We start from the raw sequence: 20921 nt of genomic DNA, 5'->3' as shown, positions 1-20921 counted from the left end.
CCCCTGTTCTTGACTATAGTTAATGAAAGGGATGTGCCGGAGGTGTGTTGCCTCCCGGCCTTCCCTGACCCAAAAACAGCAAGAAGAGGGGGTATCCATGCTCCTGTCACATGCGTTCGGAATGTTCACGCACCCCGATGAAGAGTGGGTGTCCATACGTAAAGAACATGAAACTCCACGTCGGGTCTATGTGGCCTATGTCGCGATCCTGGCCCTGATTGGCCCGGTATGCGCTTATATATCCACAGCCCATTTCGGCTGGACGGTCGGCAATGAACGGCTGATCAAGCTGACGGAAATCAGCGCCATGCAACTGAGTGTGCTGACCTATATATCCATGTTGATCGGAGTCTTTGCACTCGGCTATGCCATCAACTGGATGGCGCGCACCTACGGAGCCAAAGAGGAGCATGTGCCTTCCAACGGCATTGCCCTGGCAGCCTATTCCTGCACACCGTTGTTCCTCGCCGGATTTGCGCTGCTGTATCCGGTGCCCTGGTTCAATGCCATCGTGTTTCTGGTGGCAGCCTGCTATGGCGCCTGGTTGATGTATGACGGTCTGCCCATTGTCATGGGTATCGAAAAGGAACAGGCCGTCATGTACGGTGGCGCCCTGCTGACCGTTGCACTGGTGATCCTGGTGTCCACGAGGGCCGGTTCCGCGATTATCTGGAACATGGGGATCGGTCCGGTGTTTGTCAGCGGATAGTCCCGCAGGACCATCCATCACGCAGAAGGGGAGCGGGTTGCTCCCCTTTTTATTGGCCGGGCCTGTTGTCTGCCTCAGGCGGTGGGCAAGCCCCGGGTGATGACCGTCGGATCCCCGCGACCCTCGACGGCAGCCAGTTCCGCGCTCGATAACCATTCGCCCGGCGGTTTTTCCATGATCGCCGCACAGGCGGCCAGCACATGTCCCCAGGAACTTTGATTCGCGAACAGCATGCCCGCCGGGTTCAGCGTGCCTCCACGGTTGATGAAGCCGAGTACCCGGGATCGTTCCATGGACGGGAAAAGCGGGTGCAAATGGCCACGGAAGACTTCCGGTCGCATGTGGGTCAGGGCCACGCGGCAGTTCAAGCGGTGTGGAAAAAGCCGCTCCCTTTCCAGTTCCGAGGCACAGAACGGAGCCTCGAAGGCATCCCGGGGCTGTCGGAAGCGGCCGGGTTCCTGAAGGTAGACCAGGCGGAAGGGCGTGCCGGTTTCCCGCAGTCGTTCGCAGGCCCGGATCGCCTCGGACAGCTGATAGGCACCGCTTGCCATCAGCAACAGCGGTTCGCCGGCGCAGGTATCTTCATCCACCACCAGCGCACCGTTACGGGCAAGGCTCTCTGCTTCGCTGGCGTCAAAGACCCGTGGACGATCCTGTGCGGGTACCACCAGCCCGGTGATGCGGCCCCGGTCGGTATAGACGGAAGGGAGTGTGGCGAGGGTACTGTTGTAATCGGCGGGGAACAGAACACGGGACACGTCGCCCATCTCGCCCAGCAATGCCTCACAGAAGGTAGTGTCCTGTTGGGAGATCGCGTTGTTGGGGTTCTCCCAGGTATGGGCGGTTGCCACCACGGGCAGACCAAGCCACCGGGGTGGTCTGCCTGCTTCTTTCTGCTGGCGGGCGAAAGTCAGTTCCTGGCGCAGGATGCCCAGTATCTTGACGCAGAATGCCTCATCACCCACCACCAGGTTCAGTCCGGCCTTGTTGCCCAGGCAGGCGGACGCGACAGCTTCGTCATTCCGGACGGATACAATGCCACCGTAGACGTCTTCGTGCGGATTGCGGGGTTGGCTGACCCGTTTCCGGAATTCGTCCAGCACGCCGGGCAGCCGGTGTTCTGACAGGTTCCCGGAGTCGCCGATACGAACCCGAAGTTGAGGATTGTTCTTTGCCAGAGCGGTGAAAAAATGATCCACAGCGTGCATGGGAGATGCCTGGGCCTCACGGCATGATGACAGTCTCGGGAGAGCCGGATCCGACGGGTTGCGCCCTGCCAGCGGATGATCCCTTTCCAGTGGACGATTCTGCATGGCATGGCCGCTCAGTTGCTGAACCGATTCCCGCAACTCCTCCGGATCGACCCACAACGGCGCCGCATGGGTATTGAACAGATCCCGGGCTCGGGAATCGGTCCGCGGACTGCCGGGTAACGGGAGGTCGTGATCGATTTCGGTTCCGGCGCCATAGAATCCGAAGCCCCGGACAGTCTGCGCCAGGCCAAAAGGCATCTCGATGGGGTACTGAACCTGCCCCTTTGACGCGGCGTCGCTGAGGGCCTGGAGGTCGTACTCCATGCGGAGGAGGGCGCAAACATACGCCGCCGGGTCCCGGCCATCGAACCGGAACGGGGCGAAGCCCCGGTAGCGCAGATCGCTTTCCAGCCCATCAAGACCTTCCCCGGTTTCCGGATCCCGGACCGGTTCGCCACACCTGTCGTTGAGGATCAGCAGAGGCAGAACCAGTCCGCAGTCACTGGCCCGCCACCAGCGCGGAATCCAGTCGCTGCCCCGCTCTCCATCAATGGCACCATCGGAGAAGAAGGCAACGAGTGATTCACCGGGAAGTGGCATATGGCTGCACTGAAGTTCAGCGAGGCCGGGATAGCCGCCTTCCAGTATCGCCCCGGCGGTTTGGGCGCTGACATGGCTGCCGGCGGGCGCTGCGAGCGAGCCGTCGGGCCGTTGTCGGAAACTGTAGAAATCGGCGGCCAGCCGCGACAGGCCTTCCGGACTCTGGTAGCGCTCGCGTTGCTCCGGAAAGATGTTGCCGGTAAGGACGTTGATGGCCTCGATGGCCGCGACGCAGTGTCCCTGACCCATTACCCAGCTGCGCGTGCGTCCGGTCAGATCGTTGAGCGCCAGATAACCGGCGTAGGCCGGAACCATATTCAGGGCGCTGCCGGCATGGCCGCGGGGCGTTGGCTTGAAATCCTGTGGCGTCAGCGGAGCACCGGAGAGGTTGACCCGGTTCGTATAGGACATGTGCACCACAAGCCAGAGTCCCGCGCTGGCGATACGGTCCAGTGCCGCCAGCTTGCGATAGACGGTCCGGGTGTCCTGTTGCAGACCCTGTTCAACCAGTCGATCAGCCAGCGCCACGACCGCCTGGCAGGTGGCTTCGCTGTGTTTGATCACGCCATAGCCCTTGCGCCAGACCTGATATTCCGGGCATTGCTCACCGATGGTCGATGTCAGGCTGGACTGTGTGGGCGTTGGCATCCCATGCCTCCGTGGCTGATATCTGCTATGAATTGATTGTAAGGTCGGGTGCAGCCACGGTGGTTGATGCAGGTCATTCGCAAAGTCATATTTCCGGTGCATCTGAACCGGTGCGATGTTTGTGGACAAATGGCAGATCTGTCACCGTGTCGCCGGGAGGTCGCGCAGAGGGCCCTCCATGACGGTAATGGCCAGTGATGAGTGATGAGGAGGTAGACGCAATGACTGCAGATTCACGCCGGCGATATTCTGCGCCCGTGGTGGACGGTGTGGGCAAATCGGCCAGCCGGGCCATGCTTCGTGCGGTGGGCTTCCAGGACGAAGATTTCCGCAAGCCCCAGGTGGGCATTGCTTCGACCTGGAGCAACGTGACCCCCTGTAACATGCACATCAATCAGTTGGCCGAGGAAGCCGCGAGCGGGGCCGATGAGGCTGGTGGTAAGTCGCTGATTTTCAATACCATAACCGTGTCGGACGGGATTGCTAACGGAACGGAGGGTATGAAGTACTCCCTGGTCTCCCGGGAAGTGATCGCCGATTCCCTGGAAACCGTCGCCGGGTGTGAAGGATTTGACGGCCTCGTAGCCATCGGAGGCTGTGACAAGAACATGCCGGGCTGCATGATCGGTCTTACCCGGTTGAATCGGCCATCGGTGTTCGTCTACGGCGGTACCATCCAGCCGGGAGCCAACCACACCGATATTATCTCCGTGTTCGAGGCCATTGGTGCCCATGCCCGGGGTGATCTGGACCTCATTGATGTCAAACAGATCGAGGAGACCGCTATCCCGGGCCCTGGTTCCTGCGGTGGTATGTATACCGCCAATACCATGGCCTCCGCGATTGAAGCGATGGGCATGAGCCTGCCCGGCAGTTCCGCTCAGAATGCCGTTTCCTCGGTGAAGGCCGAGGATTCACGGGCAGCTGGTGCGGCGGTCCTGAACCTGCTGGACCGAAATATCCGGCCGTCGGACATCATGACCCGCGCGGCTTTCGAAAACGCCATCACCGTGGTGATTGCCCTTGGCGGATCCACCAACGCCGTCCTGCACCTTCTGGCGATGGCCAGAACCATGGGGGTCGAACTGTCGCTTGACGATTTTACCGAGATTGGCAAGCGGGTTCCCGTGCTCGCGGATCTCCGCCCCAGCGGGCATTACATGATGTCCGAACTGGTGGCGATCGGTGGTATCCAGCCGTTGATGAAAATGCTGCTGGAGCGAGGGCTTCTGAACGGGGATTGCCTGACCGTTACGGGTCAGACGCTGGCAGAGAATCTGGCCGATGTCGCGCCCTATCCCGATGGGCAGGACATCATTCATGCCTTCGATGATCCCATCAAGGCAGACAGCCACCTGCGCATTCTGTATGGCTCCCTGGCACCCACCGGTGCCGTCGCCAAGATCACCGGGAAAGAGGGAACCTATTTCGAGGGGCGCGCCCGGGTTTTTCAGTCCGAGGAAGAAGCCCAGGCACGAATCCTTGACGGAACCGTAGTGGCTGGAGATGTGGTCGTGATCCGCTACGAGGGGCCCAGGGGCGGTCCGGGTATGAGGGAAATGCTCAGCCCGACCTCGGCCATTATGGGGAAAGGGCTTGGCAACGATGTGGCATTGATTACTGATGGCCGGTTCTCCGGCGGCAGCCACGGATTCGTGGTTGGCCATATCACTCCGGAGGCGGCCGAGGGCGGGCCGATTGCGCTGGTGGAAGACGGTGATCGGATCACGATCGATGCGGTTGCCAACCGGTTGGAACTGGCGGTGGAAGAAGCGGAGCTTGAGCGTCGCCGAAAGGCCTGGCAACCACCGGCTCCCAAGGTTCGCCGGGGAGTGCTGGCCAAGTATGCCCACACCGTCGGATCCGCGTCCGGCGGGGCCGTGACCGACGACTTCTAGGCGTCAGGCAGGCGCGTCGGACGGCCCCAGTAATACCCCTGTCCATAGAGTCCGGGGAATTGCTGGAGCCAGACGGCGGTAGCTTCGTCCTCAACTCCCTCGACCACCACATCCAGGTTGAGGGTTTCGCCCAGGTCCAGCGCCACGCGCAGGATATTCTGGCGTCGTGGGTAGGTCATGATGTCTATCAGAAAGCTGCGGTCGATCTTGAGTTCGTCCAGTTCAAAGCTGGCCAGCGTGCCCAGCGATGAATGGCCGGTGCCGAAATCATCCAGGGCAATCCTGAAGCCGCGTTGGCTGAGGGAGAGAAGGCTGTTGCGGGCCAACTCGGTATCGTTCATGACCGCGGTTTCGGTAATTTCAAGAATCAGGTTTTCCGGACGAAGCCCATGGCGCTCCGTGGTTTCGATGACGCTCTCGGGGAATGACTTCCTTGCCAGGTCTTTTGCGGAGACGTTGATGGAAACGGCAATGTCCGGCCCGTGCCGGTCCCTGAGTCTGGCGAAATCCCGACAGGCGCGCTCCAGTACCCATTGAGTAACCAGTGGGATCAGGCCCACCTCCTCGGCAACGGGGATCCACTGCTCCGGGGATACCCGGCCAAACTCGCTGTGGTGCCAGCGTAACAGGGCCTCGAAAGACGCGATGCGTCCATCCCGGATGCAGACCTTCGGCTGGTATTCCAGCCACATATCGTCACTGCGCAGTGATGCCTCGAGTTCCAGCATCAGAATCTGCTGTCGGTATTGCCAGTCTGCGACGGCGGGGTCGTAGGTAGTCAGTGGTCGGCTGTCGTCGAGTGAGGCAAAGCCGGCAGAAGAGAGGATGCTGGAGGCGTCGCTGCCATGCTGGGGGGCATGGGCCAGCCCTATCGAAGGGGCCCAGGAAAACGAGAAGCGGCCTTCCCGGAAGTTTGTTCCCAGCCAGGCGACAATGGCGTTGAGTAGAATGTCGTCCTCGCTCTCTGGCGCATTGCGATAAAAGGCGAAGGCATGGTTGGCGGCGTCCAGGGAGGACACTGCAAAACCGTTGACCATGATCAGACGATCGCCCACCGTCCGTTTCAGAAAACCGTTCAGCCGCCGGAGGTACTGTTTGAGCAGATCCTCTGTGGTGCGATAGCCCAGGGCCTGTTCCAGTTCGTTGATCCGGGCCAGACGTATCATGCAGACGCTGTAGGGGGAAGCCTGGCTGTTTATGCCGTCCAGGGTTTCCTCGAGCATCGGCCGGTTGGGTTTGCCGGTTACCCGGTGCGTTTTCATCAGCCGGTCGATGTCCTGCTCCACGCGTGCACGCAGCTTGCGCTCCTGCCGGGCCTGGATATCGGACCCCAGCCTGCGGTTCCGTTCCTCAACGAGCAGCCTGCCCATTCCGCTGGTCAGAATTACCGATCCCAGAGCGGCGCCGAGGAAAAAGGCCGAGTCGGTCAGCGGCGTGACCGGCAGCCAACCGATGGTACGCAACGAGGTAATGACGACGCCGATGAGAATCGACAGTACCGACAGCCCGAAGTATCGGTCATAGACCCGACGGTGATAGCGAACGACCAGGGAGAGAATAAAAATACCCCCAAGAGCCGCCAGCGCCAGCAGGGAATCCTGGCCGATCAGTCTGAGGCCGAAGGGCGCGGCCAGCAGGTGGGCACCGGCCAGCAGACTGAACAGTCTGAGGACAGCGGCGGAGGTCCTGCTGACACTGATGAAATGCGGCGTGAACTCGCACAAGGCCAGCAGGCACAGGGGCAAGCTGATACCCAGCAGGGTATTCAGAACGGGCAGCTCGGGCCACAGCAACCAGAACCCGAGTCCATCCATGACCAATTGGCTGTGGATCAGGCCGGCCATGAACACGCTGAGCCATCCGAGGCCGGGTTTACGGAGCCGGATAACGGTACTCAGGTTCAGGATCAGTGCGAACACCAGCAACCCTGAAATGAACGACTTCCAGGTCAGCGCCACGATATCCCCGGTGTCGGGCATCGCGGACGCCACAAGGCTCAAGGGCAGGAGCACGGGCCCATTGTTGCGGACTTCAACCAGAAGCGTGGTGCGGCCCGGCGCCAGGGTGACGGGCCACATCCAGGTCGGCAGATCAATCAACCGGTGCCCGTCGGGGTAGCTGTCACCCATTGCGATCAGTGTCTGGACGTCGTTATCCGGGGAAATCAGCGCAGGCTGCACATGATCAAGATAGGGCGCGTCGAGCACCAGGTTGCGTTGGACGGGCGCATCGGAGAGGTTGGCCAGGGTTACCCGGTACGTGGCCGGCTGATACGGATAGCCAATACCCGAGCGACGGTTGTCCGTCGGTTGCCAGGCGGAGGCATCCTGCCAGCGCCGGTTGGCCAGCACCGATGCCAGTGTCTCAAGCCGGTAACCGGTTTCCGGAAGGATCTGCGTGACCACCGGCTGTGGGGTTGGCGTGGTGGCAGGGACGGCCGGGTTCAGGAGCGTGGGTGTTTGCCAGAGCGCCACGAGAATGCCGTAGGCAAAACTCGATGCAAGTAGCAGCAACGGCCACCATGGCCGAAGGCGGAGAAAGAACCGTCTGGCCAGGGTTCCGGGAAAGCGCGCAGCGGCTTGATTGGGGGCTGACGAGTCCATTCGGAACAGATCCTGAGAGGAAGGGAGGAGTAGCTTTTACGTTCGCTTACATCCCTTTACCTTTTGTAACCTTATGAATTTACGTAAATTTTACTTCATTTAAAGGTATTTTGCATTCTCTGTTTGAAACGGATGCCCGAGACGCCTGGGCTGCCGGCAAGGCGGAGGGGCTGGTATAGTCTGGTCATCATCAAGGGGCGCTCAGGGCGCCTGGTCAGCTGCGAGAAAACATTCACATGATCGATATTTTTACCACCGGCGGCACCATCGACAAGGTGTATTTCGACGCCAACAGTCAGTTCGAGATCGGCGCTTCACGGGTGTCGGAGATGCTGGCCGAGGCCAATATCCGGGATGGTTTCCATATCCACGAGTTGCTCCGAAAGGACAGTCTGGATCTCACCGCCGAAGACCGGGATTGCATTGTGTCTGCGGTTCGCTCGTGTCCGGGACAACGAATCCTGATCACTCACGGTACCGATACCATGGCCGAAACCGCCGACGCGCTCGACGCTGTTTCCGATAAAACTATTGTCCTGTTCGGCGCCATGCAGCCGGCGCGGATGCGGGTTTCCGATGCGGTATTCAACCTGGGGTTTGCCTGGGGCGCTGTTCAGAACCTGCCCAGTGGTGTCTACATTGCGATGAACGGGGAAGTATTCGAGGCAGGGGCGGTTCGGAAGAATCGGGAGGCCCAGCGCTTCGAGCGAGCCTGAGCGAGGCGTTGGATGGTCACCCGACGCTGGCGACTTCCTCTGGTGTCAGGGGGCGGAATTCCCCGGTTTCCAGGCCGGGGTCCAGCCGAATGTTGCCAACCTGGATCCGGTGAAGCGCCTGCACATGATTGCTGACGGCCGCCAGCATCCGCTTGACCTGATGATAGCGCCCCTCGGAGATGGTCAGCTCGATAATGCGATCCCCCAAACGCCTGACACCGGCGGGGCGGGTAATCCTGTCTTCGGATTTCAGCCGGACACCCCGGGTCAGTTGTCTTTCAGCTTCGTTGGATAGTGGGGTATCCAGGGTCACCTGATAGACCTTCGGGCAATCCGTCCGGGGAGATGTTATGCGGTGGGACCACTGACCGTCGGTGGTGAGCAGGAGCAGACCGGTGGTATCGAGATCCAGCCGGCCGGCGATGTGCAGGTCCCGGACGAGCTCGTGCGGCAGGAGATCCAGAGCCGTCGGATGGTCGGCGTCGGTGGTGGCGCTGACCACGCCCGCCGGTTTGTTCAGCATTAGGTAGCGCTCTTCGGGGCGATGCAGGCCCTGACCGTCGAGGCAGACCGGACAGGCGTCGGTGATCTTCTCGCCAGCGTCCCGGCAGGAGAGACCCCGGACCGTTACGCGGCCCCGGGCGATGGCCCGTTTGGCCTCTTTCCTGGACAGGGGCGTGCAGTGGGCAATGAACTGGTCCAGTCGCATGGGTGTCAGCGTTCGTTATCCACCTTGAGTCGGCTCAGCACATCCGTGCCGGGATAGCCGTCGGCGACCATTCCGACCGACGCCTCGAACTGGCGGATGGCGGCTCGAGTGGAGGGGCCCAGAATGCCATCCGGTTTGCCCGCATCGAATCCCCGGGCGCTCAACGCTTTCTGGAGCTCAGTGACGGCCTGCCGGGACAGGGCCGGGGCATCTTCCGGTGGCGGATTCTGCAGTTTCCCTGCGCCCGCGATACGGTCTGCAAGATAGCCGACGGCGATCGCATAGAATTCCGACTGGTTCCACCCCATGATCACCTTGAAGTTGTGGTAGACCAGAAACGCGGGGCCCCGGTGTCCGGCCGGCACCAACAGCGCGGCCTTGATGGGCTCATGGGCAAGCTTGTTGCCGAAGGCGTCAGTGATGCCCATGGCGCGCCATTGCTCGAGTGGCAGGCGCCGCCCGTCTGAGAGGGCGTAGTCGAAGTCTTTGGGCAGGAGCACTTCCCGTCCCCACCGATAGTCGCCATCCCAGCCCATGGACTCAAGGAAGCGACCTGCCGACATCATGGCGTCAGGGAGGCTGTTCCAGAGGTCTCTGCGGCCATCCCCGTCGGCATCCACCGCGTGCTTGAGGAATACCGTTGGCATGAATTGCACGTGCCCCATCGCTCCGGCCCAGGACCCTTCCATCTGGTCCGCGGGTATGGCGCCTTCATCAATGATGCGAAGGGCGGCGATCAGCTGTTTGCTGAAAAATTCGCTGCGTCTTGGATCACAGGCCAGCGTGGTCAGGGAACTGGGGACGGACATTTTTCCGAAATAACTGCCAAAATTGGTTTCAAGGCCCCAGAACGCCACCAGATAGGGGCCCGGCACGCCGGTTTCGCGGGTGACTCTTGCCAGCAGATCCCGGTGTTTATCGAGCATTTCCCGGCCCTTGCTGACACGGTCGGCATTGACCCTGCGGTTGAGGTAATCGGCAAAGGTCGTTGTGAACTCCGGCTGGCGCCGGTCAAGCTCGATAACCCGGGCCAGGTATTGGGCCTTGGTCATGACATCGTCGGCCGTCTTGGGGCTGACACCCTCGGAAATGGCCCGTTGTTCAAGGCGTTGTTTGCACTGAGCGAAGTCGTCGCTGCTGGGGGCCGCCGCCTCGGCAGCCACGCGGCCGGAAAATGCAACGGTGAAACCTGTGAAAATCAGGGCCAGGTGAAAGATCCTTGCAGGCGGTGTGCGCACTCGATACCTCAAATCCCGTCAGGGTATGAAAATGTGTCGGAGGACATGGTAGCGCGTTTTCGCGGCGTGAAAACACTCTACGGATTGTCACAGGGTGACAAATGTTTAATCGGTGGGTTCCCCGGTATTCCGTTTGTCGTTTTTTTGTAGCGAGCGGGTCCTATGGGCGGGGCTTTGTTCTATAGTTGAGCGAACAATAACCGCTCGTGTGCTGTGGAAGGCTTGAAACAATGGCAATGTTGAAAGCGCTGGTTGTGGATGACGCCAGCTTCGTTCGGGACCTGGTCAAACGTACCGTGCGCCAGCGTTTTCCTGTGATCGAGACGACCGATGCCCAGAACGGGCGCCGGGCCCAGTCTTTGATGTCACGAACCACATTTGACCTGGTGCTGTGCGACTGGGAAATGCCGGAAATGTCGGGGCTCGAATTGCTTCAGTGGATGCGCCAGCAGCCGCAGTACGCCAAGGTTCCCTTTATCATGATTACCAGTCGGGGTGACAAGGATCATGTCATCGAAGCCGTGAAGGAAGGGGTATCGGAGTACCTGGGCAAGCCTTTCAGTCCGGACGGCCTGAGCCGGAAGGTGATCAAGGTGATGGGGCGTCGGCTGAAAGAGGCGATGGACGGCAGTGGTAAGTCCATGGCCGGTCCGGCCGATGCCTTCAAGGAATCGGCGACCCTGTTGACCCAGAAACGGGAACCGCCGGGCCAGCCGGTATCCGCCCCGCCGGAGGCCGAATCCGGAAAGGTCGCTCCTGCACCTGCCAGCACCGGCCGGGCTTCGCCCAGGACCAACATGAGTCTGGCGTCCATCCGTTTCGCCGACAGTACACTCAAGTCCGTGGTCAAGGATATCAATCTGACGGAAGTGCGGGTTATCGCTAAGCGGGACCAGGTGTTTCCGGGAATTCTGGACCAGGCGGTGGTTGATATTGAGGTTGGCGAGGATCAGATGGCACGACTGAACGGCTATGTGCACCAGTTGCAGGCGGTCGACAAACGTCAGGACACGGATTTTGTCAGTGTCACGATCCGGTTTGTCGATGAGGATCCGAAAAAGCTCGAAGACCTGTCTCGCTTTGTTGCACGTTTCCGGGCGGGCAATCGCTAGTCGCTCGCTTGCTGACCGGTTATCTCTTGTCTGCCGTGGCTTCCGGGGCCCGCTCCACCAGACGCTCCCGCGGGAAGTGGCAGATAAACTCGCTGCCGTCTCCGATTTGGCTGCGGATCTCCAGGTTGCCATCGTGGTTCAGCAGGACATGTTTGACGATGGCCAGGCCCAGACCCGTCCCGCCGGTGTCCTTGTGGCGGCTCGGATCTGCCCGGTAGAACCGTTCGGTCAGTCGTGGAATGTGAACGGGATCGATCCCGATGCCGGTGTCTTTCACCGAGAGATGTGCGCCTTCCCGGTTCGTGGTCCAGGAAATGGTGATGTGCCCGCCGGCGGGCGTGTATTTGACGGCATTGAACACCAGGTTTGAGAACGCACTGCGAAGCTGGCTTTCGTCACCTTTCAGGAGCCGATGATCGGTCACATTGACCGTGAATTCGTGCTGTTTGTCGCCACTGAGTGCCCGGGCATCCTGACAGATCTGTTGGATCAGTCGATCCACGTCGGTGAGAGAGTCGTGCACCGTCTGTTCGCCCGTTTCAATGCGTGACAGCAGTATCAGGTCGGTGATCAGGGCCTCCATCCTGGACGACTGGACCGCCATGGTCCGGATGGCTCTGCGCCATTTTGGCGGCAGTTCATCGGAATGATCCACCAGGGTTTCAAGGTATCCGCTGATCACGGTCAGGGGCGTGCGCATCTCGTGTGACACGTTTCCGACAAAGTCCCTGCGCATCTGTTCGAGCTGATACAGGCGCGTCACATCCTTGGCAACGATGAGCCGGTCGTCGTCACCAAAGAGGCTGATCTGAATCTGGAGGTGGATGTGGGGCCTGGCCGGTGAATGGATCTCCAGTGGCTCACGGTAGTCCCGGGAATCAAAATAGCTCTTGAAGGCAGGGTTTCGGATCAGGTTGTGAATGTATTGGCCGCGGTCGGTGTTTCGTCGGAAACCAAGAAGGTATTCGGCGGATCCGTTCCACCATTCCATGGTGCCCCGGGAATCGGTCATGATGACGCCGTCACGCATGGCGTTGGTGGATTCCTGGACCCGATTGATCTGGGCCCTGAGGCGATCCTGGGTGCGAAGGTGATTCTGATGCAGCTTGTGGAGGTTGTCGAAAATACTCCCCCAGAATCCGACGCTCTTGGGTGCCTCGTCAGTGGCACTGGGATGGGTCAGCCAGTGATGCAGGCGACGGGCCTGGATCAGGGTCAGCCAGAGGTAAATGGTGAGCCCGACGACCAGGCCGTAAAGCGGCTCACCAAAATACAGGCCCACCAGTGTCGTACCAGCGAGCCCGCCGATGATCATCCGCAGGTAGCGTGACCAGTTGTCTTGCATCGAAAGCTGCCTTGTTGTGATGCCGGCCGGATGCCCTATGGCCGGAAATGCTTAAGCGGCTCTGGTGGAGAATCGGTAACCCGTGCCCCGTACGGTCTGGATCAGGTGATCGTACTGGTCGCCCAGGGCCTTCCGCAGTCGCCGGATATGGACGTCCACTGTTCGTTCTTCCACATAAACGTTGCCGCCCCAGACCTGGTCCAGAAGCTGGGAGCGAGTATATACCCGTTCCTGGTGCGTCATGAAGAACTGCAGTAACCGGTACTCGGTTGGTCCCATATTGATGGCGCCCTCTGCCGTGGTGACGCGATGGCCAACCGGGTCAAGGGTCAGCCCCTCCACTTCGATCGGGGAATCGACGCCTGGTGGGGTGGCGCGGCGAAGTACGGCCTTCAGGCGGGCCACGAGTTCGCGAGGACTGAACGGCTTGGTGATGTAGTCGTCGGCACCTACCTCCAGGCCCTGGATCTTGTTGTCTTCCTCGACCTTGGCGGTCAGCATGATGATGGGGATATCGGCGGTGGCTTCGTCCTTTTTCAGGCGACGGGCGAGTTCCACACCGCTGGTACCCGGCAGCATCCAGTCGAGCAGCACCAGGTCGGGTTGCTTGTCCACGATCAGTGCGTGAGCTTCCCGGGCATCCTCTGCCTCCAGATAGTCGTAATCCGCCATTTCCAGCGCCACTGCGATCATCTCCCGGATGGGCGCCTCGTCATCGACGATCAGGACAGTTTTTCCATTCATGAGCGAGAACCTGTGTCAGACCTTGATTTGTTGCTGCCTTATTACAACGTCCAAGTATGACAAGTATATGACAGTCTCACCGAACCAAAAGGTCGAGAACCAGGCCCACGAAGACCGCAAAGCCGGCCCAGTTGTTGTTCAGGAAGGCCTTGAAACAGCCCGCTCGTTCCCGATTGCGCGCCAGGTACTGATGATAGACAAAGAGACCGGCCATCGTGGACACGCCGAGATAGAAGAAGGTTCCGAGATCGGCGCGGGCGCCGACCATCACCAGTATCAGTATTACCAGTCCCTGAAGCATACCGATGATGGCGCGGTCCGCATCGCCGAACAGAATGGCGGTGGATTTGATGCCCACTTTCAGATCGTCATCCCGGTCTACCATCGCATAGAGCGTGTCGTAGGCTACGGTCCAGAGCACATTGGCGGTGAACAGGAGCCAGGTCAGCTGGCTCAGTTCTCCGGCCTGCGCGGCCCAGGCCATGGGGATGGCCCAGGAGAACGCGGCGCCGAGAAACAGCTGGGGCAGGTGGGTGTACCGTTTCATGAACGGATAGATAAAGGCCAGCACCAGACCGCCAAACGACAGGTAGAACGTCAGTGTGTTGGTAAACAGGACGACCATCAGGAAGGAGGCAACGCACAGGCCCAGAAACAGCGCAACCGCCTCCCAGGGTTCGATGCGACCCGCCGTCAGTGGGCGGTCCTGGGTTCGTTTGACATGCTTGTCCCAGTCCCGGTCGGCAAAGTCGTTGATGGCGCAGCCGGCGGCACGCATGAAGAAAACCCCAAGGGTGAAGATGACAATGTTGCCAATGGAGGGTTGGCCATCGCCGGCCAGCCAGAGTGCCCAGTAGGTCGGCCATAGCAGCAGCAGTGAGCCGATCGGGCGATCAATGCGCAGTAACCGGGCGTAGTCAGTCAGGCGGCTCTGGACGTGATCGGGCATGGCATTCAGGAACATGGTGCGCATCCGGTGATTGATTGTATTGAGTGGAAATACTGCGCTGATTATAGCCAGTGGCTCTGGCGGTATTAAAGCGCTCGGCGGAGGAAGGCTGGCAATGTTAACGGTAGAGGATGGGCAGGAGGTATTCGCCTACCAGCAATGAGCACTCACCGTGATGAAAGGCGGAGCGGCGGGCCAGTCGCGGTTGCCCCGGCCCCTGCGGCTCACAGATGCCGGTTTCCAGCGGGCCACGCCGCCATTGGGGGCTGCTGAACAGGTAGGCTCCCAGCGGCTTGTTGCCCAGGTTCAGAAGCACGCGATTGCGGCCAGAAAGACAGTTCAGGGGAATGATGGTGCGAGCGAGCACCCAGGGGTGGCCGTCGCCGCACAGGCGGACCTCCCGAATCCAGGCTTTCTGCCGGAGGGGAATCTTCAGCCGGCGCGCTTCTTCCAGTGTCGGTTGTGCGAACCCTTCGTGCCGGACCTCGACATGGAAGGCGTTGTGGCATTCTCGCTGGATCGCCCGGGTAAAAGATCCCTCGACCTTCAACCAGTACCTTGCGGGGCCATGAACGGACGGTTCACGCAATCCGGCAGAGGCGAGCGATCGATACCAACGGGTAGGAGGGATGCTCAAAACCGGCTCACAGTCCCTTGACGGCATAGATTCCCGGAGCGTTGCGCCAGTAGCCCTTGTAGTCCATGCCGTACCCGAACAGGAAGCGGTCTTCAACTTCCAGGCCGGTAAAGTCGGCTTTCAGGCCCGGCCGTGCCTTTCGGTCGTGTTGCTTGTCGACCAGGACCGCCGTCAGTACGTTGCTGGCACCGTGGGCGCGGCAATAGTCGGCAATGGCGCAGAGTGTGGTGCCTTCATCGAGGATGTCGTCGACGATCAGTACCGTGCGGTCGTTCATGTCGGCTTCGGGTTGCAGTTTCCACTCAAGGATGCCACCGGTGGTTTCCTGGCGGTACCGGGTTGCATGCAGGTATTCGGCCTGAACCGGAAAGGCGAGCCGGGGCAGTAACTGGCCGGTCAGAATCAGTCCGCCGTTCATGACGCAGAAAACCAGCGGGTTGCTGTCTTTCAGACGGGCGGAAATGTCGTCAGCCAGTGACCCTATGGCGGCCTGCACCTGCTGCTCATTAACCAGACAGTCGGCTTCGGCCATAACCTGATTCATTTCGGCGACGATATCGTTCATAACGGTCGGGTCCTGTCTAAAACGGGCGATTATACCGAAGTGGGTGGCCTGAAGGGAGGGGCTGGGGTTGTGGGGCATATCTGTATTTGTGGCTATTGGCAGAAAACCTCCCCGAGGGGCGTCCATACTGGCATTGGTGAACGGCCGGGCCGCCGGTATCATGGTCGCAGCAAGTATTGGCTGGCGGACCTGCAACCCTGCAAGTCGGCTGCGACATTGATGAAAAAACTTGCGTGCATGATTGTCTGACAATTAATATGCGCCAGATCCAATAATCAGGAGAGAACCCATGAAGAAGTGGCAGTGCGTTGTATGCGGGCTTATTTACGACGAAGCGGAAGGGTGGCCGGAAGACGGCATCGAGCCAGGTACCAAGTGGGAAGATGTCCCCGAAGACTGGGTTTGCCCCGACTGCGGGGTGGGCAAGGAAGATTTTGAAATGATCGAGATCGGCTAATAAAGCGGAGTTAAACGTATGTCTGAGCAAGCCCCCGTCGTGATCGTCGGTACCGGTCTCTCCGGTTACTCCCTGGCCCGGGAGTTCCGGAAACAGGATAAAGAAACGCCGGTGATCATGGTGACCGCCGACGATGGCGTCAGTTATTCCAAGCCCATGCTGTCCACCGGTTTCACCAAGGGCAAGGACGCCGATGGTCTGGCACAGGCGTCCACCGAGTCGATGGCGGAACAGCTGGGTGTTCAGCTCAAGACATACAGCACCGTGACCGGTATTGATCACGCGGCCCATGAGCTGATTCTGGGAGACGAGCGTCTGGCCTACTCGAAACTGGTTCTGGCCTGGGGCGCGGATGTCATCCGCCTGTCCATCGAGGGCGATGGCCAGGATCGTGTTTTCTCCATCAACGACCTGATGGACTATCGGGCCTTTCGTCAGGCCCTTGAGGGCGGTCGCAGAGTGGCCATCATGGGCGCCGGCCTGATTGGCTGTGAGTTTGCCAACGATCTCCGCAACGGAGACTATGAGGTGGATGTCATTGCACCGTCAGACGTGGTGATGCCCGGATTACTGCCGGAGCCGGCCGCGAATGCAGTGCAGAAGGAACTGGAAAATCTCGGTGTCCGGTTCCATCTCGAAACCGTGGTTGACCGTATCGATCATCACGGGGAGGGCGTTCGTCTGGCGCTGGCCAGCGGCGAAACCGTCGATGCCGACCTCGTGATTTCTGCCGTCGGTCTGCGTCCGAGGATCGAACTGGCCAGGCAGGCTGGTCTGGACGTCGGTCGTGGCATACAGGTGAACCGGGCACTGGAAACGTCGGTGCCGGACGTGTATGCGCTCGGCGACTGTGCCGAAGTTGATGGTCACGTTCTGCTGTATGTTCTGCCGTTAATGGCCTGTGCCCGGGCGCTGGCAAAGACCCTCAAAGGCGAGCGGACGGAGGTGCGCTATGGCACCATGCCGGTGATGATCAAAACACCCTGCTGTCCGACGGCCGTTTGCCCGCCGCCGGATGATGCGGACGGTGACTGGGAAGTGGAGTCTGATGGCACCAGTGTCCGGGCGCTGTTCAAGAATGCATCCGGCGAGATACTGGGCTTTGCGGTGACGGGCCAGTTTGCGATCGAGAAGCAGTCTCTGGCGAAGGAAGTGCCTCCCCTGCACGGCTAGTGTCCGGGAGTCCGTTGCCTGCTTTTCGTTGCTAAAACGGCCCGCTTGGGGTAGAAAACCCATTCGTGAGCTAATTAGTTAACAGGAGCAGGCATGCTAGATGTCACAAAAAGGCTGGTCGAGTTACTGGACCTGTCTCCCATCGGCGACGATCACTTTCAGGGTGACAGCGAGGACCTCGGGTTCCCGAACGTCTTTGGAGGCCAGGTCCTTGGACAGGCCCTGATGGCCGCCAGCCGGACCGTGGAAGACCGGCTCTGCCACTCACTCCATGCCTATTTCCTGCGCCCGGGCAATCACAGTATGCCCATTGACTACGAAGTCCAGCGGGTCAGGGATGGGGGCAGTTTTTCAGTGCGCCGGGTGATTGCCCGCCAGGATGGCAAGGAGATCCTGACCGGTTCAATGTCATTCCAGGTGGATGAACAGGGGTTTGATCACCAGTTCGACATGCCCGACGCACCCGAGCCGGAAGCCCTCGAATCCGAGAAGGCATTGGGTAAGAAGCTGGCGGAGCAGATGCCCGAGAAGCTCAGGGACAACCTGACCCGGGAGCGCCCGATCGAAATCCGGCCCGTGAATCCGATTCATCCTCTGCACCCGGAAAAACGGTCGCCCCACAAGCAAAGCTGGTTCCGCGCACAGGGCCCCCTTCCGGATGATCCGGTGTTGCATCGGTGCCTGCTGACCTACGCCTCCGATTTTCACTTCCTCAGTACCGCCATGAACCCCCATGGCGTGACCTTCATGAGCAAGAAGCTGCAGGTGGCCAGTCTCGATCATGCCATCTGGTTCCATCGTGATTTCCGGATGGATGAGTGGCTGTTGTACGACAAGGACAGCCCCAGTGCCTCAGGCGGTCGGGGATTCAATCGCGGCAACTTCTACAATCGTGAGGGCGTCCTGGTGGCCTCAACCACTCAGGAAGCTCTGATCCGCCAGCGCTCCTAACCGAGGTTGTGGGCGCGCCCCGGTTCGCGCTCACCCAGCCAATCCATGAACTCGGCAAACGGCAGCGGCGGGGTGAGCAGATAGCCCTGAATCATGTCGCACCCCATGCCCCTGAGCTGGTCTGCCACTTCCTCGTTTTCAACACCCTCTGCCACCACCTCATACCCCAGGGAATGGCACATGTCGATGGTGGTCTGCACGATAACCCGGTCGTCGCTCTGAGTAGCCAGATCGCGGATCAGGGACTGGTCGATCTTGATTTCGCCGGCGGGCAGCTGCTTGATATAGGAGAGGGATGAGTAGCCTGAGCCGAAGTCATCTATGGACACCCGTATGCCGGCGCCATCCAGGGCGTTCAATGCTTCCAGGGCGTTTGTCGGATCAAGCATCATCGACGTTTCGGTCACCTCGAAGGTTACCGCGCCCTGGTGGGAGTGATAACTCTGCATCAGGCGCTGGACATAGAGGGAGAAGTCCGCCTCCCGCAGGTTATTGGGCGAGATGTTGACCGACAGATCCAGTTCCCAGCCCTGGTCCAGGAGGCGGCTACGCAGGGACAGGGCCTCCTCGAGAACCCATCGGGTCAGCGGTTTTATGAGCCCGGTCTGCTCCGCCAGGAGTACGATTTCATCCGGCCGGATCCGATCCTTGCGATCGGGCCAGCGGATCAGTGCTTCCATGCCGACGATGGTGTTGTCATGCAGGGACTGTTTGGGCTGCAGGTACAGCGCCAGTTCGTTGTTTTCCAGCGCGTGACGGAGTTCGGACACCAGGGTCAGCCGCTCGGCGCTGTAGGCATCCCGGGAAGGCTTGTAATAGGCCATGCCCCGATCGCGGGCCCGGTCGGATCCTTCGGCAATGATGGCTCGCCGGACCAGGGTGTTGGCATCGTCGCCGTGCTCGGGAAAGATCGCCACGCCGATCCGGGGGTCCAGGGGGACCTGCATGCCCAGGTAATCGATGGGGCGCCGAAGTTGCTCCAGGCAGCGCACCACGGATTTGGGCATGGCTTCGGAGCGACTGGCATCGGTGATCAGGGCAAAGGATTGCGGGTCCAGTGACGCCAGGTAGTACACGTGCCTTTCGGTCTGTTCAATTGGCAGGACTCCGGGCACGTCGCGCATGATGGCGTGATAGGCCCGGGATGCCAGTTCCAGGATCCGATCGGTATTGCGGTGACCCAGCGTTTTGGTCACCGAGTCCAGGTTTTCGAGATGGATCACCGCGATGCCATAGCGCCGGTCCGGTTCACGGCTGATCAGGTCGCTGAGTGTCATTTCGAAGCTGCCCCGGTTGGGCAGTCCGGTCAGCGGGTGGTGCAGGGCCTGTTCCATCAGGCGGTGTTCCACGGAACGTCTGGCTTCCAGCGCCCGCAATTCTGCTGATTGTGCGAGTACCTTGTCCTGTCGTTCCCGGTAGATTCGAACGGCCAGTGCCAGCGCCAGAAGGACCGCCTGCAGTGCCGACCCCATCTCGATGCCATAAACCGTTACAACGGTGTTCGGCAACAACCCATATTTGTTCATCGCCGTGATGGCGCTGCCCAGCGTCAGCGCACCCCAGGCCAGGGTGTAGTAGACCGCCTGGCGGTTGCCGCGAAGCCATTGCTGGGGGCCAAGGAACGTCAGCAGCAGACAGCAGGGAATGGCCAGTGCCACCACCAGTCGGATGGCCGTGTTGTAGTCGATGACGAAGGTGGCTCCAGCGGCGACCGCATTCACGGCGATCAGCCATCCAATAGCCTGCATGATGGCAGGGCTGCGTGTGCGAAGTTCCAGGAAGGTACTGGAGAACCAGAGGGTGGCGATCATGGTAAACGGAATGCTGACCAGCATGGCCTGGTTCTGGATGTCCGGGGAGGCCGGCCAGAAAAGCTGGTAGGCCACGCCGTTCAGGCAGGCAATGATGCTGAGGTAACCCAGTGTCGACAGGACGTAGAGCAGGTAGATGGGTTCACGCAGGGCGAAAAAGATAAAGACGTTGAAAAAGATGACGGTGATCAGGATGCCGTAGTAGACCGCGTGGGCCAGATCTTCACGGAACGCGTTCTCGAAGAAGGCCTGGCTGTTCCACAGTTGCAGGGGCACCTGCATGGCTCCCTTGCTCCGGATCTCCAGCACAATCCGGTAATCGGCGCTGTCGTCATGTTCGAACGGAAACAGGAAGTTGCGGTACTGGATCGGGCGTTCGGAAAAGGGCAGCCGGTCACCGGAGACCATCCGGTCCACGATCTTACCGTCCCTTAGGAGAAAGAACCGGATATGGTCCAGATGGCTGTAGCCGATCTCCAGGACGTTGATCTTCGGATCGGGCGGAATGCGGAAACTCAGCCATATTGGATCATTGATGTAGCCGAAATTCGGGCTGCGATCCGACAGTGGCTGCCAGCCCGGCTCCTGGATCGCCTGGTCCAGACTCAGGTTGCTTTCTGGTGTCACTCTCAGGAACGTTACTTCGGGCACGAACGGTCCCTCGGCGCCCTGGCAGGGCACCGCCAGGACAGAGATCATCAGAACGATCAGTGTTTGAAGCCAGCGTATCGGAGTCACGGACGGTCGGTTTTGTTGTCGTTTTCTGTCGAGTATGGCCATAACCCCGGATTGGCTCAAGTGCC

Annotated in this window: 17 protein-coding genes; 7 read left to right on the top strand and 10 right to left on the bottom strand. The window is 60.2% G+C overall.

The window, feature by feature from the left end; translation table 11 throughout:
- The first annotated feature begins 97 nt into the window (after window positions 1-97).
- Window positions 98-709, top strand: coding sequence for a Yip1 family protein (locus tag MLD04_RS06310; RefSeq protein WP_248155865.1), 612 nt, complete (start codon window positions 98-100; stop codon window positions 707-709).
- A 74-nt stretch (window positions 710-783) separates the two neighbouring features.
- Here MLD04_RS06310 and MLD04_RS06305 read toward each other — a convergent pair whose 3' ends face one another.
- Window positions 784-3210 carry a phosphoketolase family protein gene (locus tag MLD04_RS06305; RefSeq protein WP_248155863.1) on the bottom strand — a complete coding sequence of 809 codons (2427 nt, stop codon included), beginning with the start codon at window positions 3208-3210 and terminating at the stop codon, window positions 784-786.
- Window positions 3211-3431: 221 nt separating this feature from the next.
- On the opposite strand from MLD04_RS06305, the gene ilvD reads away from it, so the two are divergent.
- Window positions 3432-5108: a dihydroxy-acid dehydratase gene (gene ilvD / locus MLD04_RS06300; RefSeq protein WP_248155860.1), complete on the top strand. Its 1677-nt coding sequence runs from the start codon at window positions 3432-3434 to the stop codon at window positions 5106-5108.
- Here ilvD and MLD04_RS06295 read toward each other — a convergent pair.
- Window positions 5105-7711, bottom strand: a complete 2607-nt coding sequence (locus MLD04_RS06295; RefSeq protein ID WP_248155858.1) for an EAL domain-containing protein — start codon at window positions 7709-7711, stop codon at window positions 5105-5107. The genes ilvD and MLD04_RS06295 overlap by 4 nt on opposite strands.
- Window positions 7712-7947: 236 nt before the next feature.
- Here MLD04_RS06295 and MLD04_RS06290 point away from each other — a divergent pair, with 236 nt between their 5' ends.
- Window positions 7948-8427, top strand: coding sequence for an asparaginase domain-containing protein (locus tag MLD04_RS06290; protein ID WP_248155856.1), 480 nt, complete (start codon window positions 7948-7950; stop codon window positions 8425-8427).
- Between the two features lie 16 nt (window positions 8428-8443).
- On the opposite strand, the gene MLD04_RS06285 is transcribed toward MLD04_RS06290, so the two are convergent.
- Window positions 8444-9136: a pseudouridine synthase gene (locus tag MLD04_RS06285; protein ID WP_248155854.1), complete on the bottom strand. Its 693-nt coding sequence runs from the start codon at window positions 9134-9136 to the stop codon at window positions 8444-8446.
- Between the two features lie 5 nt (window positions 9137-9141).
- Entirely contained in the window at window positions 9142-10374 is a 1233-nt protein-coding gene (locus MLD04_RS06280; protein WP_379883135.1) for a lytic murein transglycosylase, read from the bottom strand.
- A gap of 230 nt (window positions 10375-10604) precedes the next feature.
- On the opposite strand from MLD04_RS06280, the gene MLD04_RS06275 reads away from it, so the two are divergent.
- Window positions 10605-11486 (top strand): response regulator, encoded by an 882-nt coding sequence (locus tag MLD04_RS06275; RefSeq protein ID WP_248155851.1) that lies wholly within the window; start codon window positions 10605-10607, stop codon window positions 11484-11486.
- A gap of 19 nt (window positions 11487-11505) precedes the next feature.
- Here MLD04_RS06275 and phoR read toward each other — a convergent pair whose 3' ends face one another.
- The 5 genes from phoR to MLD04_RS06250 all read right to left on the bottom strand — a co-directional run bounded on the left by phoR (window position 11506) and on the right by MLD04_RS06250 (window position 15726).
- Window positions 11506-12831 (bottom strand): phosphate regulon sensor histidine kinase PhoR, encoded by a 1326-nt coding sequence (gene phoR / locus MLD04_RS06270; protein WP_248155849.1) that lies wholly within the window; start codon window positions 12829-12831, stop codon window positions 11506-11508.
- 51 nt (window positions 12832-12882) lie between these two features.
- Entirely contained in the window at window positions 12883-13575 is a 693-nt protein-coding gene (phoB, locus tag MLD04_RS06265) for a phosphate regulon transcriptional regulator PhoB (protein WP_248155847.1), read from the bottom strand.
- A gap of 76 nt (window positions 13576-13651) precedes the next feature.
- Complete coding sequence (gene ubiA / locus MLD04_RS06260; protein WP_248155845.1) at window positions 13652-14539, bottom strand: 4-hydroxybenzoate octaprenyltransferase; 888 nt, start codon at window positions 14537-14539, stop codon at window positions 13652-13654.
- Window positions 14540-14642: 103 nt separating this feature from the next.
- On the bottom strand, window positions 14643-15188 hold the full coding sequence (locus MLD04_RS06255; protein ID WP_248155843.1) for a chorismate--pyruvate lyase family protein: 546 nt from the start codon (window positions 15186-15188) through the stop codon (window positions 14643-14645).
- On the bottom strand, window positions 15169-15726 hold the full coding sequence (locus MLD04_RS06250) for a hypoxanthine-guanine phosphoribosyltransferase (protein WP_248155842.1): 558 nt from the start codon (window positions 15724-15726) through the stop codon (window positions 15169-15171). The genes MLD04_RS06255 and MLD04_RS06250 overlap by 20 nt, the downstream gene beginning before the upstream one ends.
- 289 nt (window positions 15727-16015) lie before the next feature.
- Here MLD04_RS06250 and MLD04_RS06245 point away from each other — a divergent pair, with 289 nt between their 5' ends.
- From MLD04_RS06245 to tesB, 3 genes are all read left to right on the top strand, one after another.
- A complete protein-coding gene (locus MLD04_RS06245) occupies window positions 16016-16183 on the top strand; it encodes a rubredoxin (protein ID WP_008173532.1) in 168 nt (55 codons plus the stop codon).
- 18 nt (window positions 16184-16201) lie between these two features.
- The gene (locus MLD04_RS06240; RefSeq protein ID WP_248155840.1) at window positions 16202-17356 is read left to right on the top strand and encodes an NAD(P)/FAD-dependent oxidoreductase; all 1155 of its coding nucleotides are present in this window, start codon (window positions 16202-16204) and stop codon (window positions 17354-17356) included.
- A 93-nt stretch (window positions 17357-17449) separates the two neighbouring features.
- Window positions 17450-18307, top strand: coding sequence for an acyl-CoA thioesterase II (gene tesB / locus MLD04_RS06235; RefSeq protein WP_248155838.1), 858 nt, complete (start codon window positions 17450-17452; stop codon window positions 18305-18307).
- Here the strand turns inward: tesB and MLD04_RS06230 are convergent.
- On the bottom strand, window positions 18304-20817 hold the full coding sequence (locus tag MLD04_RS06230; protein WP_248155836.1) for an EAL domain-containing protein: 2514 nt from the start codon (window positions 20815-20817) through the stop codon (window positions 18304-18306). The genes tesB and MLD04_RS06230 overlap by 4 nt on opposite strands.
- Window positions 20818-20921 lie beyond the last annotated feature (104 nt).

The organism is Marinobacter koreensis (genome assembly GCF_023156285.1).
GTDB classification, from domain to species: Bacteria; Pseudomonadota; Gammaproteobacteria; order Pseudomonadales; family Oleiphilaceae; genus Marinobacter; species Marinobacter koreensis.
Note: the sequence above shows the minus strand (reverse complement) of the source record. Positions and strands in the feature narration are given on the sequence as shown.